The organism is Proteus sp. fly-1067 (genome assembly GCF_040139345.1).
Taxonomy (GTDB): Bacteria; Pseudomonadota; Gammaproteobacteria; order Enterobacterales; family Enterobacteriaceae; genus Proteus; species Proteus vulgaris_B.
The window spans coordinates 29,104-45,079 of the sequence record NZ_JBEEUL010000013.1; the positions used below are offsets into that span (position 1 = coordinate 29,104).

The following is a 15,976-nucleotide window of genomic DNA, read 5'->3' on the forward strand; positions in this document are numbered from 1 at the left end:
TTGATGATTAAACAACCACCAGAAAGATATACATAATGGATTTTTAAATAAATACAAAAAGTTAGAGCATAAAAAGAGACATTAGTGTAATAAAACAGGCTTTGATCATTAGCTGATGAAAATCTCATCTTAAAACAATTGTTCTAAAGTTGAAGGAAGTAAGAAAGAGATAAAAATCTTAGACGGGTAAAAATAAAAATGGATGGAAAACCACCCATTTTTTAGAAACGATTTTAATCTTATTTTTTGCTATAAAATGCTTTAATTTTAAATAGATGCTCAGAGAGACTCTTAAATTTATGCATCTGCACTTCATCCCAAATCACAGAATAATAAGGTGATAATTCATCAGCAGAACGCTGATTATCTAAGATCTCATCATTGCGAGATAAAATCACTAAAGCATTATCTTTGTTTTTAGAACGAAAATCTTTAATGCATTTCGTTGCTATATCTAAATATTCTTCAGGCCTGTCGATCTTATCAGTCATATTTTCATAAGGAAAAAGATTAGGATTAATCATTACCTGACGAATATTACATAAGAAACCAATACGCTCTGCCCAATATCCCCCTAACCCAACACCGCAAATTAATACGGGCTCTTTAGTGGATTTAATCACTTTATCCGTTTCTTTCAGTAAATGTTGCATATCATGACGAGGATGCAAGGTACTGTAGCTTAGAAAACGAACGTCAGGATCAATAAACTGTAGCTGTAAAACTTTCTCATGATTTCCAGGACTTGTGGAATCAAAACCATGTAAATATATAATCATGCGCGCTCCTGCCATTGCTCCTGTAATTGGGTCAGCAACTGATTCGCTTTTTTCCAGCGATCAGAAGTTTGTAGCTCACTCAATGTGTAACGACCACGGTGATGGTACAATGTGGAAATACGTTCTGCTTTGACTGAGGACAGGTTATCTAACACACTCACAGCCCCTTTTCGGTTATTACACACTAAAAGCATATCACAACCCGCATCAAGGGAGCGCTGTGCTCTTTCTGCATAACTACCCATAATAGCAGCACCTTCCATGGATAAATCATCAGAGAAAATAACGCCTTGGAAGCCAAGTTGTTCTCGTAGAATTGATTTCAACCAGTAGGATGAACCACTTGCTGGACGATCATCAACCTGAGAATAAATAACATGAGCCGGCATAATCGCATCTAATAACTGGCGTTGAATAAAGTCTTTGAAAATAGACATATCACGTTGGCGAATATCATTTAAAGAGCGATCGTCACGAGGTGTTTCTTTATGAGAGTCAGCCCTTACCGCGCCGTGGCCAGGAAAGTGTTTACCTGTTGATTTCATGCCCGCAGAGCGCATACCTTTAATAAAGCTCTCTGCCATTGTCATGGCAATCTCAGGTGAATCATGGAAAGAACGCTCACCAATCGCAATACAGTTATGACCTAAGTCGAGCACAGGTGCAAAACTGATATCAATATCCATGGCAATCATTTCTGATGCCATTAACCACCCAGCTTCTTGTGCTAAATGGCTAGCTTGATAACTTTCATTTAATGCTGCATAGGATTGTGCCGCGGGTATCCGTGTAAAACCATCTCGGAAACGTTGTACCCGACCACCTTCTTGGTCAACGGCAATCACTAGACGTTCATGAGATGCATCACGAATTTGACGGACTAATTCATTTAATTGTTCAGCATCGTGGAAGTTGCGGGTAAAAAGGATTAATCCACCGACAAGAGGATGCTTTAAAATTTCACGCTCTTCACTATCGAGTTCATATCCTTCAACATCAAGCATTACTGGACCCATAACATTCCTCTCTTTGTAATTGTGACAAGATAATGTCTTTAATTTGTCAGACTAAAATAACGACGTAAAGGTTCAGACATTATTAAAAATGATCCATTTTTTGTTTGTTGCCAACGAACTTCATACCACATTAGCATCATATAAAAAATGAATGGTTCTCTTGAAAAAATACGCTTTCTTAACTCTCTGACAGAATAAAAGTAAACCTCTTTTTGCTCTGTATAATGACTATGATACGAACAATAATAATCTAAAAATGCCGTTTGTTGCATTTCATCTAATTGATTAGTGGCAAAGAACGTCATTAATGAATCAGCTGTATCAATATCAGCCGCATATTCCCAATCAATAAATTTTATACCTGAATCACTAAGAAGAATATTCTCAACGTGCAAATCCATGTGAGCTGGCGCGTATTTTATGAGATCCCGTTGAGGTTGACGTAAAAAATGTTGTTGTAAGCGTAGCCATTTAGCGGATAACCGCTTTCTATCGATTTGTTGCCAATAAAGGGATAACTCATGGTTTAAATTAAGAGGAAAACCAAATGGTGTTTGCTGATGTAACGTTGCTATTTTTTCAGCTAATGGCTTTAAATAGACACTAAAAAGTGATTGATGGGTAAGGTGCTCACCGGATAACCAATGAAGAAAAAACCATTCTCCATGGCGTGTTGCAACTTCAGGGGATAAATCAAGACCCGCCAGTTGTTTTAAAATGGCGTATTCTTTTCTTCCGTGTACATAAAGTTCTTTTCTTTCATCTCCGTAGTAGCGAGCAATCCAATCAATATCAGCACATTGCACACGAAAAGACCCACCGCCTAATCCTGTTAATGCCGTTATTCTCCATTTACTTAATGCCGTTGCAGGGAAAAGTGTTTGCAAGGCATTAAGTAAACTTGAGTCATACCGATCACTCAACCTTGTTGCGTCCATTCCAAAGAATTTCGCCAGAAGAAACTGACATTAATTGCATACTAATAACGCGGTTATCTTTTTTGCCATCAACAGTTGAGAATAAAATATAATCTGCTTTTAAATTCCGCGCTAACCCAATAGCAGCACTACGAAGACCTAAACTGTCCTCTCCTGATAAGCCGAGCGCTTTTCGTGCTGACATCATTTGTGCATAAGGTACTGTTTGTAATGAACTAATGCTATTAACTGATTCTATAATTGCATTGGTTGCATTTACTGCTTGGATATTTCCACCTGAATTATTTTTGACATTATCAATGACAATTAATTTACCCGTTTCTAAATCGTCAGTAACCGCCATCTCTCTAATTAAAGGAGTTACCACATTATTCCAATTAATACTGGTGATTTTAGGTGGTGTTGGTACTACTTCAATTGGTGGCTCTATCGGTTTAGGAGGCTCTACAGGCTCTGTCGGCGTTACTGGCTCTACGGGCACAGGAGGTTGTTGTGGCAACATAGACGGACAACCTGCTAATAAAAACACAGACATCGCCACAAATAGAAGTCTTTTCATACTCGCGTTACCTTATCCTAAGTAAAAAGATAAACTCTGACATAACTAATGGTTTTATCTGGAACATCAGCGCTAATTTCCGTATCTCCATCACCAAGAATAGTTACATCATTTACATGTCCAGCCGGGGATACTTCAAGCCCTTGTTCGTTATACCAGTAAAAGCGATAGCGAATTGAAACAGGGTAAGATTGTGTATTTGATAGCATAACTGTCGCTCTTGTGCCGTTAGTATGGTGTTCAAGGATCGGTTGTCCTGCCACAATTCCCACAGCTAAGACCGAAGGCTCCATAATAATAGCCTGCTGCCGATTAAAATAGAGTTTATTATCTGAATGAGATGATAAACACCCAGAGAGCAATGTCGTCATACACATAGCGATAAGTAATGAGTAAATAGCCTTACTTTGTCTTATCATGTATTACTTCCTGTTATCTCGCTTTTAGCATCATATCGATCATTGACTTAATAATGGCCCTAATGGTTTTCCACCTAATAAATGCATGTGAATATGGAAAACTTCTTGTCCACCATGTTTATTACAGTTCATCACTAGGCGATAACCATCTTCAGCAATACCTTCTTGTTGAGCTATTTTTGCAGCAACAACAAATAGGTGTCCTAACACTTGTTCATCTTCAACAGTAACATCATTTACCGTAGGGATAAGTTTATTAGGAATAATCAAAATATGTGTGGGTGCTTGTGGCGAAATATCACGAAATGCAGTGACTGTATCATCTTGAAAAACAATATTAGCCGGAATTTCACCACGAATAATTTTACTGAAAATTGTTTCTTCTGCCATTACCATCACCTTATTATTTATTTTAATTCCTGATTAATTCAATTAAGCAGGTAAGTTTTGAATATAAAAGAGCTTAGCAAAATTGCGCGTTGTTTGTTGTGCTAACTCCTCGACACTCACCCCTTTTAATACAGCCATATATTCTGCAACGTCACGAACATAAGCGGGTTGATTTTCTTTGCCGCGATGAGGAACTGGCGCTAAATATGGGGAATCTGTTTCAACTAAAATTCTATCAAGAGGAACAATACGTGCAGCTTCTCTAATTTGTTCCGCATTTCTAAATGTCACAATACCTGAAAAAGAGATATACATTCCAAGGTCGAGCAATGCTGTTGCCGTTTCTTTATCTTCAGTAAAGCAATGCAATACACCACCACAATCTTGCACATTCTCTTCTTTTAAAATCGATAACGTATCTTCACGTGCGCTACGTGTATGCACGATAACGGGTTTGTTAACTTGTCTGCCAATACGGATATGCTCACGGAAAATTTCACGTTGTAATGCTGCATTTTCTTGTTGGTAATAGTAATCCAGACCTGTTTCACCTAAAGCCACAACATCAGGTGCAGCAGCTAAGCGCGTTAATTCTTCAACATCGTAGCCTTCGTCTAAATTCAAGGGATGAATACCACAAGAGAATGCAATATTGTCACGTTTGCCGATAAGTTCACGCATATTTTTGAAACCTGGCAAAGTTGTTGCTACAGCTAGCATATATTGAACATCACGCTGCTGTGCTTTTTCGACAACATCATCAATATTTTTATGTAGTTTTTCATAATCTAAGCTGTCGAGATGGCAGTGTGAATCAACTAAAAACATAACGTACTCTCATTTATCTGGTATGACTTATAGGTGTTTTTTATTACGGCTAGATCACAATTAATTTTATGCTGCTAATTAATGTTGTGTTACTAACTGATTTTCCCAATCTAGTAACTGTTCTGCTAGTAATAACTCTTTATTTAAGGCTGGAATGGTCATTAGCTGATAACGACACTGTTTCCATCCATCAATAATGGCTAACACAATATTTGAAGGCGATTGTGATAACGCCATAATTAAAGGTTGTTGATCTTGGTTGATACAATAAGCTTGTGCATTTGTTTGATACTTTAATGCATCGAGTAAAAGCGATAACAACCAATACAAGCGACGATCTACATTATCTTGATTTAGCTGTGGAAGAAACCCAAATAAATCATGCCGTTGTAAACTTGAATATAACGCTTGACAAAAAGTTTCTCTTTCTTGCCATTCATCTTTCAATAATGAAAGTGCCGCTATTGGTGCATTCTGTGACAAATTTAACGCAGTTACACTATTAGCGTAAGAGACATTCGGCAACTGCTGTTGTATCCAATGGGTAGCGTGCTGATGATCAGGCGAGGCTAAATGGTAATAAAAACAGCGGCTACGCAATGTAGCTAACAAAACTTCAGGTTGCTGGCAATTAAGTAAAAAATACGTATTTTTAGGGGGCTCTTCTAACGTTTTGAGTAATGCATTTGCCGCAGCCTCAGTTAAGGCTTCAACCTCTTTGATCCAAACAACTCTTGCACCGCTTTGCTGAGCATGTTGTTCCAGTTTTTCTGTCACTTTTCTAACGGCTTCTACGCCAATAGATGTCTTGCCCTTTTCATTTTGCAAAAGATGCCAATCAGGATGTGTTTCGGCAAGCATCAAGCGGCAACTATGGCACTCATTACAGCTTTTTAATCCCTGTTTATTCTGACACATTAACCAACGGCTTAATCCATAAGAGAGAGCATCTGCTCCCATTCCTTCGGTCGCATGTAAAAGCAAAGCATGATGACCACGCCCTTCTTGATACATGCTAATAAGTTGCCGATATGCCTGATTTAGCCAAGGATACCAATTCATAATACTTTATTTTCCTGCTGGACTAACCATGTAGTGAGTGCTTGGCGAATATCCGCTTGAACTTTATCGATAGTTTGAGATGCATCTATTGTAATAATAGAGTCATCACCTTTGGTTAATGCCTGATAACGTTCACGTGTGCGATAAAAAAAGTCCATTGACTCTTTTTCAATTCGGTCTAATTCACCTCTAGCGCGTGCTCTTGCAAGCCCTATAGCTGGATCTAAATCAAGATATAACGTTAAGTCTGGGCGAAAATCACCAAGAACCGTATTGCGAAGTGACAGCATAAGATCTTTATCTAAGCCACGACCACCGCCTTGATAGGCTTGTGAAGAGAGATCGTGTCTATCGCCAATCACCCATTTACCTTCGGCTAACGCTGGTTTTATCACGTTTTCAACGAGCTGAACACGTGCTGCATATAGCATTAACAGTTCCGCTTTATCGGTAACTTTCTCACCCTCAATGCCTTGTTTAATAAGCTCTCGTAATTTTTCAGCAAGTGGGGTGCCTCCCGGTTCTCGGGTAAATGCTAAGTTGGTGATGTCTTTTTCTTTTAACGTATTAATAACGGTTTGAATTGCGCTCGTTTTTCCAGCGCCTTCTAATCCTTCAATTACAATAAATTTACTGTTATTCATAATTATCTTTGTTGTAAGCGTCGATATTGTGCGACAGCTTTATTATGTTCATTAAGTGTGGTTGAAAATTTATGGCCACCCGTTCCATCCGCAACAAAATAGAGATAACGTGTATCCGCTGGATGTGCAGCGGCTCTGATTGAAGCAACACTAGGCATCGCAATTGGTGTTGGTGGCAATCCATCGATTTGATACGTGTTATAAGGGGTATAACCATTTAAATCACTGCGATAAATTGTACCTCTGTATTTATCACCTAAGCCATAAATCACGGTAGGATCGGTCTGTAATCTCATATTTGTTTTTAGTCGATTAATAAATACCGACGCGACTTTTGTTCTTTCTGCATCAATCCCCGTCTCTTTTTCAATAATTGATGCCATGATAAGCATTTCATAAGCCGATTTATACGGTAGGTCACTATCGCGTTTAATCCACTCTTCTTCTAATGTTTTTTCCATTTGTTGGTAGGCGCGCTTTAAAATTGCGACATCTGTTGTACCTGCCGTGTAATGGTATGTATCTGGTGCAAACCAACCTTCTAGGTTAGTAATTTCAGGTTTTATTCCTATTTCTTCACGTAATTTATCGCTATCCATTGTATGTGCGACAGTCATAAGTTGCGGAGCTTGTTCAAAAATAGATTGCCAGTCTTGTAAACGGCTACCTTCAATAAAACGGATCGTAAATTGAGCCTCTTTACCACTTTTGATCAATAATAAAACATCACGCAAAGACATACCTTTTGTTAAACGATATGTACCTGCTTTAAATTGGCTAAGCTCTGGTTTTACTTTTAGCAAAATTTGAAAATAATCGCCTTGGTTAAGTAGATTATTTTTTATTAGCAGTTGTTCCATGGCTACGCGCCCTGTTCCTGCTGGTACGGTGAGTAACATTTCATCTTGCTTTATAACAACATTTTCTTCTAAGCCACGAATATGTTGCATCATATACAACGCAATTGCACCAATACTAATTAATAAGGCAAAAAAAACTATCCATACTATTTTTTTTATCTTCATTTATAACTCATCAAATTCTATTTAAGTGACAAACTGTGTTGTAAAACAACATGATAATACTCTCTACTCGAATACTGATAGCACTTATCATCCGAGAAAGTGATACATGAAACAGGAAGTACAGGCATTAAGCTATTTGTTAACCAAACCTCATCTGCTTGATAAAGCGTTTCCGGCTTCTCTCTCACAATAACAATTTTCCAATTCAATTTTTGTGCTAATTGAATAATTGATTGGCGCATAATGCCATTTACACCAGAATCCGTCAGATCCGGTGTGAAAAGTGTATTCCCTTTACGCCAAAAAAGATTTGCCGCATTTGCTTCAACTAAATATCCTTCATTATCACATACTAAAACATCATCAAATTCTGTTTTTTCTAAATGGTGCTTAATAAGAACCTGCTCTAAACGATTTAGGTGCTTAATTCCCGCCAATTGTGGGTTTTTTCCTAAAGTAACAGGACTGATCGCCAGAGATATACCTTCAGTTTGCTGGTGGGAATAATGGGTAGGATAGGATGACAATGAGGTTATAACTGTTGGCGTAATAAATCCATTTGAAGAATAACCACGGCCACCACAACCACGACTAATAATAATTTTAATAACACCTTTCGCTTGAGTATCAGAAGCGATATCTATAATGTGCTTTTTTAAATCAGGCCAATTTGGATGAGGTAGAAAAAGTGCCTCACAGCCTTGTTTTAAACGATTAAGGTGTGCGGATAGCATGGAAGGCTTACCCTGCTCTATTGCTAGGGTAGTAAAACAGCCATCGCCAAACTGTACTGCTCTGTCACTTGCATCTACATTTTGTTGCTGTTGTCCATTTACCCAATGCATCTAACACACCCTAAATCTATGTTATTGATATCAATCTGCACATGATAAAACAACTGGCAGTAAAAGGACAAAAATAAAAGACCCAGAATAATCCTGGGTCTTTAAGTATATTTCAACTTTCTGCAAAAAACGGTTTAAACGCGCTTAAAGAGAATTGAACCATTAGTACCACCAAAGCCAAATGAGTTACACAGAGCATATTCCATGTTCTCAACTTTACGTGCTTTATGTGGAACAAAATCAAGATGACAATTTTCGTCTTGATTATCAAGGTTAATTGTTGGAGGTACGATTTGATCACGTAGCGAAAGAATAGTAAAGATAGACTCAATAGCTCCAGCAGCGCCTAATAAATGGCCTGTCATAGATTTTGTTGAGCTAACTAATACATCTGTGCCTTTACCAAATACGTTTTCTACTGCTTGTGCTTCAGCAACATCACCCGCATTCGTTGATGTACCATGTGCGTTGATATAACCCACTTGAGATGCATCAATACCCGCGTCTTTTAGTGCGTTTGTCATCGCTAGCGCACCGCCTTCACCATTTTCTGCTGGTGAAGTCATGTGATAAGCATCGCTGCTCATACCAAAACCTACTACTTCAGCATAGATCTTAGCGCCACGTTTTTTAGCGTGTTCGTATTCTTCAAGAACAAGAACACCCGCGCCATCACCTAACACGAAACCATCACGATCTTTATCCCATGGACGGCTAGCCGCTTGAGGGTTATCGTTCCGTGTTGATAATGCACGAACTGCACCAAAGCCACCTAACCCTAATGGAGTAGTTGCTTTTTCGGCACCACCTGCGAGCATTGCATCTGCATCGCCATAAGCAATAATACGTGCAGCGTGACCAATATTATGGACACCTGATGTACATGCTGTTGCAATAGAGATTGTAGGGCCACGAAGACCATACATAATGCTTAAATGTCCTGCAACCATGTTAATGATGGTTGAAGGTACAAAGAATGGGCTAATTTTACGAGGGCCACCATTTGTCATTGACGTATGGTTTTCTTCGATAAGGCCTAAGCCACCAATACCAGAACCAATAGCAGCTCCGATACGACTTGCATTGGCTTCTGTTACTTCAAGACCTGAATCCGCAATGGCTTGCACACCTGCCGCAATACCATATTGAATGAAAAGATCCATCTTGCGCGCGTCTTTACGCGAAAGATTATAATCTTCATGATTGAAATCTTTTACCAATCCTGCGAATTTAGTCGCATGATGACTGGTGTCAAAATCTTCGATAAGGCCGATACCACTCTGTCCGGCACACACGGCTTCCCAAGAAGCTGTTGCGTTATTACCGACAGGAGATAACATGCCTAGTCCGGTCACAACTACACGACGCTTAGACACGCTTATCCTCCAAGGAGGGAAAAAGTTTAGGATTAAAAATATAGGCGGTCGAGTGACCGCCTAGATTAGCAAGCTTATTTACCTGCGTTTTCAACGTAATCAATAGCAGCTTGAACTGTAGTAATTTTTTCTGCTTCTTCGTCTGGGATTTCGATATCGAATTCTTCTTCCAGAGCCATTACCAGCTCAACTGTGTCAAGAGAATCAGCGCCTAAGTCATCAACAAATGAAGCTGAATTTACAACTTCTTCCTCTTTAACACCCAGTTGTTCAACAATGATTTTCTTAACGCGTTCGTCGATAGTGCTCATACTATTAAATTTCCTATCAAAACTCGCTTGCGCGATGATTTTCTTAGTTTATAAATACAGGAAAAGATCTAACCAATCCCGACTGTGTGGACTACTTTATTCGCTATATTTTGCATTATATTGTACGCAAAAAGCAAATATAAAGACGTCCCCATAATTAGATCATGTACATGCCACCATTGACATGCAATGTTTCACCCGTGATATAGCTCGCTTCATCAGAAGCTAAGAAAGCTACAGCACTGGCAATCTCTTTGGCATCACCTAAACGGTTAGCAGGAACTTGAGATAAAATACCTGCTCTTTGGTCATCTGTTAATGCTCTTGTCATATCAGTTTCGATAAAACCAGGTGCAACAACATTTACCGTAATGCCTCGGGAAGCAACTTCGCGTGCTAATGATTTACTAAAACCAATCACACCCGCTTTTGCCGCCGCGTAGTTTGCCTGTCCTGCGTTACCCATGGTTCCAACAACAGAACCAATGGTAATTATACGACCATAACGTTTTTTCATCATAGCACGCATAACAGCTTTAGACAGACGGAAGACTGATGAAAGATTTGTGTTGATGATATCTTGCCACTCATCATCTTTCATGCGCATCAACAGGTTATCACGAGTAATACCTGCATTATTGACCAAAATATCAATTTCGCCAAATTCAGCACGCACTTCAGCTAAAAATTTTTCGATAGAGTCGTTTTCTGTGACATTTAACACAAAACCCTTACCTTTATCGCTTAAATATTCGCTGATAGCTTGCGCACCGTTTTCACTCGTTGCAGTACCAATTACGGTCGCACCGCGCGCAACTAAATCCTCTGCAATCGCACGGCCAATGCCACGGCTTGCACCAGTAACTAGCGCTATTTTTCCGTCAAATCCCATGAGATCCCTCAGTCATTTCCTAATGCAACATCTAATGACGCAATATCATTAACTGCTGCAGCGTTCATTTCTTTAGAAATACGTTTAGTTAAACCAGTTAATACTTTTCCTGGACCGATTTCTAATAGTTGTGTGATGCCTTTTTCGGCGATAAGTTCAACCGTTTCAGTCCAACGAACTGGGTTATACAGCTGGCGAACTAACGCATCACGGATAGCATTCGCATCAGTTTGCGCTTTCACATCAACGTTATTAACGACCTGAATTTCAGGTTGTTTAAATTCAATTTCTTGTAATGCAATTGCAAGCTTATCAGCGGCTGGTTTCATTAAAGCACAATGCGAAGGCACACTTACCGCTAATGGCAATGCACGTTTAGCGCCAGCTTCTTTACATAAAACACCAGCACGCTCTACTGCCTCTTTGTTACCTGCAATAACAACTTGGCCTGGTGAATTAAAGTTTACAGGTGAAACAACTTGCCCTTGAGCAGCTTCTTCACATGCTTTTGCAATAGCATCGTTATCTAAACCGATAATCGCATACATTGCACCTGTACCTGCAGGTACAGCTTCTTGCATCAATTGACCGCGCAATTCTACTAATTTAATGGCGGCGGCGAAATCAATAACACCTGCACACACTAAAGCAGAATACTCACCAAGACTGTGACCTGCCATCATTTGTGGCATTTTGCCTTGTTTTTCTTGCCACACACGCCAAACAGCAACGGATGCTGCTAATAATGCTGGCTGTGTCTTCCATGTTTTGTTTAACTCTTCTTCTGGGCCATTTTGAACTAAATCCCACAGAGAGTAACCCAATACATCAGATGCTTGAGCAAATGTTTCAGTCACTATCGGATATTGCTCTGCAAGTTCTGCAAGCATTCCAACAGTTTGCGATCCCTGTCCAGGGAAAACCATTGCAAAATCAGTCATGTTTATTTTCCTGATAATATTAAAAACGGATAAGTGCAGAACCCCAAGTAAAACCGCCACCAAACGCTTCCAGCAAGATTAACTGACCACGTTGAATGCGATTGTCTCTTACAGCTTCATCTAATGCTGTTGGGACTGATGCTGCTGACGTATTGCCGTGGCGATCTAATGTCACCACTACTTTATCCATTGTCATATCCAGCTTTTTCGCTGTCGCTGAAATAATTCTTAAATTTGCCTGATGAGGCACAAGCCAGTCCAGTTCAGATTTATCAATATTGTTAGCTTCGAGTGTCTCATCCACAATGTGGGCAAGTTCACGAACTGCGACTTTAAATACTTCATTTCCTGCCATTGTAACGTAAGCAGGTAAATCTTCATTTTCTTTACGCTGATAAGGTAATGCTAATAAATCACCAAAACGCCCATCAGAGTGTAAATGTGTAGAAATAATACCTTCGTCTTCTGACGCTCCCACAACTGCCGCACCTGCCGCATCACCAAATAAAATAATGGTGCCACGATCGTTAGGATCTAACGCATGGGATAATCTATCAGCACCGATCACAAGAGCATGTTTAACAGAACCTGCTTTAATAAATTGATCAGCAATGCTTAATGCATAAACAAAGCCAGAACATGCGGCTGCAACGTCAAAAGCGATGCAATCATTGATGCCTAACGCATTTTGAATCTGACATGCTGCGCTTGGAAATGCATGTGAGCCTGATGTTGTGGCAACAACAATCAATCCAATATCTTGTTTATCAATACCAGACATTTCTAGTGCTTTTTCAGCCGCACCTGCGCCCATCACAGCAACAGTTTCTTCTTCTGTTGCAATCCGACGTTCATTAATACCTGTTCGGGTAACAATCCATTCGTCAGATGTTTCAACCATTTTTTCTAAATCGGCATTAGTTCGCACTTGTACAGGCAAGTAACTACCAGTACCTAAGATTTTTGTATACATTCTATCAATCGCTCTTGGGTAATACTGTTGTCAGTCGAGAAGCGATCCGTTCTGGGATTTTTCGCTCAACGGCATGAACAGCCTGTTCTATTGCTGCTGTAAACGCGCTTTCATTTGCGCCACCATGGCTCTTAATGACGATACCGCGTAATCCTAACAGAGAAGCACCGTTATACTGGTCGGGGTTCATGTGTCCAAAACGCTTAATTAGCCGTTTTTGTAACCATTTCTTCAATATTTTCATCCACCACGACGTTTTTTTATTTTCAGTAGTAGAAGATTTAATCAATGAAAGGAAAACTCGAATAACTCCTTCCATCGTTTTAAGGGAGACATTACCTGCGAAGCCGTCACACACCAATACATCTGTTTTGCCTGTCAGTAATTCATTACCTTCCACATAACCAATATAATTGATATTAGGTGTTGACTTTAATACTGTAGCGGCTTCGCGGATATTATCTAATCCTTTGCTCTCTTCTTCACCAATATTCAAAAGTGCTACTTTAGGTGAACTAATCCCTGCAATTTCTTCGGCCATCACTGCGCCCATTACGGCAAACTGTACTAACATTTGACTATCACAATTAACGTTAGCACCTAAATCCAGAACGACAGTCTTACTTTTTTTCTGGTTGGGTAATACTGAAACCAGTGCAGGACGTTCAATTCCATCAATAGCATTAAGTCGCAGTTTTGCTAATCCCATTAATACGCCAGTATTACCAGCACTTACACATGCTTGTGCTTCGCCTGTTTTCACGAGATCAAGTGCCACTCGCATTGATGTACCTTTACTGGCTCTAATACCGTGTGAAGGTTTAGCATCATTGGCGACAATATGTTCTGCGGGTATAACATGTAAACGGGAGATTAGCTCAGCATTTTGATCTGCAAGCAGAGGAGAGATAGCGTCTGGTTGACCTACCAGCAATATTTTTAAATGAGGATTAGATGCCAGCGCCCGCAAACAAGCAGGCACTGTGATGCGAGGACCGAAGTCCCCGCCCATCGCATCTAACGCTATGGTTAGATTTGTCAAGGTATCAACGAGCTATAAAGCTAATTACTTGTTGATAACCTTGCGACCACGGTAGTAACCGTCAGCAGTTACATGGTGACGCAGGTGAGTTTCACCAGAAGTTTTGTCAACTGAAACTTGAGTTACTGTCAGCGCGTCATGAGAACGACGCATACCGCGTTTAGAACGAGTTGGTTTGTTTTGTTGTACGGCCATTGACCTTACTCCTTAGTACTTTTCTTTAAACTGGCTAATACGGCAAATGGATTTGGTTTCTCTGATAATTCTTCAGGGAGTTCACCAAACACCATATCCGCGTCGGACACTTCACAGTGTTCAAAATCATGTACCGGAACCACCGGCAAGTTGAGGATTATTTCATCTTCAATCATCGCCAGCAAATCTATTTCACCAAATTCGTTTACATAAACTGGTTCATATTCTTCCGGTAATGTCTCGGCCCGTTCATCACTGACAATAGGGCTAAAACAATATGTTGCGTGAACATGATAAGGAAAATGGCCACCACAACGTTGACATTCTAAAGTGACATCCACATCGGAATGTCCTTTAATCACGGCAAGACGTTGATGGTCAATATCAAATGATAAAGCCACATCAATATTACTGTCCACACTGACCACCGATTCAGCTAAGCGGCTTACTTGCTCTGGAGAATAATGACCGTCATAGTCTAAATTCTTCTGAGCTGCTCGCAGCGCATCAATGGTCAGGGGTAATTTTACCTTTTGCATAAGGCGCGCATATTATCTTTGTAATGGAATATAGTCAAAGAAAAAGGCGGGTTATCTACACCTTTCCACCAAAATTCGCTTTATCAGCGGCGCATAGTTTAGAATGTCAGGCATCATTTTGCTACGGATTTTAAAAAAAATATGTTGCCACTCGTTCTTGCGTCTACTTCACCCTTTCGAGCTCAGTTGCTGAAAAAGCTTGGAATGCCCTTTATACAGGCATCTCCCGATATTGACGAAACCCCGAAGCCCACTGAATGTGCTCAAGATCTTGTCACTCGCTTATCCTATGAAAAAGCTAGCGCTTTACAAGTAAAATTTCCACATCACCTTATTATTGGCTCTGATCAAGTTTGTGTGTTAAATAAAAAAATCACAGGTAAGCCCCATAATTTTGATAATGCTTTCGCACAATTAAAACAAGCTTCAGGACAATGTGTGTCGTTTTATACCGGATTAACAGTATACAATAGTTTAACTTTAGAACATCAAACACATTGTGAATTATTTCAAGTATACTTTCGCCATCTAACTGATGATGAAATTACCCATTATTTAAATAAAGAAATGCCGTTCAATTGTGCGGGAAGTTTTAAGTCTGAAGGGTTAGGTATTACTCTTTTTGATAAAATGGAAGGCAATGATCCAAATTCTTTAATTGGTTTACCACTTATCCGATTGAATAAAATGTTACTCTCGCAAAGAATAAACCCAATATTATTCTCTGATGATCAAAAATAAACCCGATCATCTTATTTTTAATCTTATGTAGCGATAAAACGTATTATGAATAAACTAACATCCGTCTTGATAGCGTTAGTGATGGCAACAGCATTAGTAGGTTGTTCCGATGAAAAAGACTCAGAAATAGCCAAAACGACTAATGTGGCCAATACTGTCCAAGACAGTGTAATTTCAAATAAAAAAGATGACAGCACATCCTCATTCAAAAAGAATTTTGTCAGTAGTTGCATATTAGGATCAGGTATTACTGATGATGCACTCATTCCTCAAATTACAGAAGTGTGCGAGTGCACCTACGACAGCATCATTAAAAATTACGGTATTACCGAATTTATTCGTGTTGATATGGAAATGCGCAAAAATGGTTCAAAATCACTGCCTAAAGAGTGGGATATTGATAACATTGTTGAGCAATGTATGACAAAAGTAGAAAGTTAATGGTATTTTTAAATTAACGA

At 39.4% G+C, this 15,976-nt stretch carries 21 protein-coding genes; 2 read left to right on the forward strand and 19 right to left on the reverse strand.

All coding sequences use genetic code 11. The features are described 5' to 3' along the window. Positions 1 to 239: 239 nt before the first annotated feature. The 19 genes from ycfP to yceD form a co-directional block, all read right to left on the reverse strand. Entirely contained in the window at positions 240 to 779 is a 540-nt protein-coding gene (gene ycfP, locus ABN217_RS15590) for an alpha/beta hydrolase YcfP (RefSeq protein WP_072069889.1), read from the reverse strand. After that, positions 776 to 1,795 carry a beta-N-acetylhexosaminidase gene (gene nagZ / locus ABN217_RS15595; protein ID WP_072069890.1) on the reverse strand — a complete coding sequence of 340 codons (1,020 nt, stop codon included), beginning with the start codon at positions 1,793 to 1,795 and terminating at the stop codon, positions 776 to 778. Before nagZ ends, ycfP begins: the two co-directional genes overlap by 4 nt. 38 nt (positions 1,796 to 1,833) lie before the next feature. After that, positions 1,834 to 2,733 (reverse strand): phosphotransferase, encoded by a 900-nt coding sequence (locus ABN217_RS15600; RefSeq protein WP_197269341.1) that lies wholly within the window; start codon positions 2,731 to 2,733, stop codon positions 1,834 to 1,836. Further along, positions 2,711 to 3,292: a penicillin-binding protein activator LpoB gene (locus ABN217_RS15605; RefSeq protein WP_196553254.1), complete on the reverse strand. Its 582-nt coding sequence runs from the start codon at positions 3,290 to 3,292 to the stop codon at positions 2,711 to 2,713. The genes ABN217_RS15600 and ABN217_RS15605 overlap by 23 nt, the downstream gene beginning before the upstream one ends. Positions 3,293 to 3,309: 17 nt before the next feature. Beyond that, on the reverse strand, positions 3,310 to 3,711 hold the full coding sequence (locus ABN217_RS15610) for a YcfL family putative periplasmic lipoprotein (protein ID WP_072069893.1): 402 nt from the start codon (positions 3,709 to 3,711) through the stop codon (positions 3,310 to 3,312). Positions 3,712 to 3,750: 39 nt separating this feature from the next. Beyond that, positions 3,751 to 4,101 (reverse strand): purine nucleoside phosphoramidase, encoded by a 351-nt coding sequence (gene hinT / locus ABN217_RS15615; RefSeq protein ID WP_098943364.1) that lies wholly within the window; start codon positions 4,099 to 4,101, stop codon positions 3,751 to 3,753. 42 nt (positions 4,102 to 4,143) lie between these two features. Continuing rightward, positions 4,144 to 4,929 carry a metal-dependent hydrolase gene (locus tag ABN217_RS15620; protein WP_349459594.1) on the reverse strand — a complete coding sequence of 262 codons (786 nt, stop codon included), beginning with the start codon at positions 4,927 to 4,929 and terminating at the stop codon, positions 4,144 to 4,146. A gap of 78 nt (positions 4,930 to 5,007) precedes the next feature. Next, positions 5,008 to 5,991 carry a DNA polymerase III subunit delta' gene (holB, locus tag ABN217_RS15625; RefSeq protein ID WP_196553256.1) on the reverse strand — a complete coding sequence of 328 codons (984 nt, stop codon included), beginning with the start codon at positions 5,989 to 5,991 and terminating at the stop codon, positions 5,008 to 5,010. Then, positions 5,988 to 6,635, reverse strand: coding sequence for a dTMP kinase (tmk, locus tag ABN217_RS15630; RefSeq protein ID WP_196553257.1), 648 nt, complete (start codon positions 6,633 to 6,635; stop codon positions 5,988 to 5,990). Before tmk ends, holB begins: the two co-directional genes overlap by 4 nt. Before the next feature lie 2 nt (positions 6,636 to 6,637). Further along, a complete protein-coding gene (gene mltG / locus ABN217_RS15635; protein ID WP_196553258.1) occupies positions 6,638 to 7,660 on the reverse strand; it encodes an endolytic transglycosylase MltG in 1,023 nt (340 codons plus the stop codon). 17 nt (positions 7,661 to 7,677) lie between these two features. Further along, positions 7,678 to 8,505, reverse strand: a complete 828-nt coding sequence (gene pabC / locus ABN217_RS15640) for an aminodeoxychorismate lyase (protein WP_196553259.1) — start codon at positions 8,503 to 8,505, stop codon at positions 7,678 to 7,680. Positions 8,506 to 8,639: 134 nt separating this feature from the next. Then, entirely contained in the window at positions 8,640 to 9,881 is a 1,242-nt protein-coding gene (gene fabF / locus ABN217_RS15645) for a beta-ketoacyl-ACP synthase II (protein ID WP_072069900.1), read from the reverse strand. 74 nt (positions 9,882 to 9,955) lie between these two features. After that, positions 9,956 to 10,192, reverse strand: coding sequence for an acyl carrier protein (gene acpP, locus ABN217_RS15650; RefSeq protein ID WP_004247087.1), 237 nt, complete (start codon positions 10,190 to 10,192; stop codon positions 9,956 to 9,958). A 157-nt stretch (positions 10,193 to 10,349) separates the two neighbouring features. Beyond that, entirely contained in the window at positions 10,350 to 11,084 is a 735-nt protein-coding gene (gene fabG / locus ABN217_RS15655; RefSeq protein WP_115349522.1) for a 3-oxoacyl-ACP reductase FabG, read from the reverse strand. A gap of 8 nt (positions 11,085 to 11,092) precedes the next feature. After that, positions 11,093 to 12,025: an ACP S-malonyltransferase gene (fabD, locus tag ABN217_RS15660; protein ID WP_196553260.1), complete on the reverse strand. Its 933-nt coding sequence runs from the start codon at positions 12,023 to 12,025 to the stop codon at positions 11,093 to 11,095. 19 nt (positions 12,026 to 12,044) lie between these two features. Continuing rightward, positions 12,045 to 12,998, reverse strand: a complete 954-nt coding sequence (locus ABN217_RS15665) for a beta-ketoacyl-ACP synthase III (protein ID WP_109409383.1) — start codon at positions 12,996 to 12,998, stop codon at positions 12,045 to 12,047. A 4-nt stretch (positions 12,999 to 13,002) separates the two neighbouring features. Continuing rightward, positions 13,003 to 14,040 carry a phosphate acyltransferase PlsX gene (gene plsX / locus ABN217_RS15670; protein ID WP_197269343.1) on the reverse strand — a complete coding sequence of 346 codons (1,038 nt, stop codon included), beginning with the start codon at positions 14,038 to 14,040 and terminating at the stop codon, positions 13,003 to 13,005. 24 nt (positions 14,041 to 14,064) lie between these two features. Then, complete coding sequence (gene rpmF, locus ABN217_RS15675) at positions 14,065 to 14,235, reverse strand: 50S ribosomal protein L32 (RefSeq protein ID WP_006537252.1); 171 nt, start codon at positions 14,233 to 14,235, stop codon at positions 14,065 to 14,067. Positions 14,236 to 14,240: 5 nt separating this feature from the next. Beyond that, positions 14,241 to 14,774 (reverse strand): 23S rRNA accumulation protein YceD, encoded by a 534-nt coding sequence (yceD, locus tag ABN217_RS15680; protein WP_349459595.1) that lies wholly within the window; start codon positions 14,772 to 14,774, stop codon positions 14,241 to 14,243. A 141-nt stretch (positions 14,775 to 14,915) separates the two neighbouring features. Between yceD and ABN217_RS15685 the strand changes: the two genes are divergently transcribed. After that, entirely contained in the window at positions 14,916 to 15,515 is a 600-nt protein-coding gene (locus ABN217_RS15685) for a Maf family protein (protein ID WP_196553262.1), read from the forward strand. 45 nt (positions 15,516 to 15,560) lie between these two features. Next, entirely contained in the window at positions 15,561 to 15,956 is a 396-nt protein-coding gene (locus ABN217_RS15690; protein WP_196553263.1) for a hypothetical protein, read from the forward strand. Positions 15,957 to 15,976: the final 20 nt, after the last annotated feature.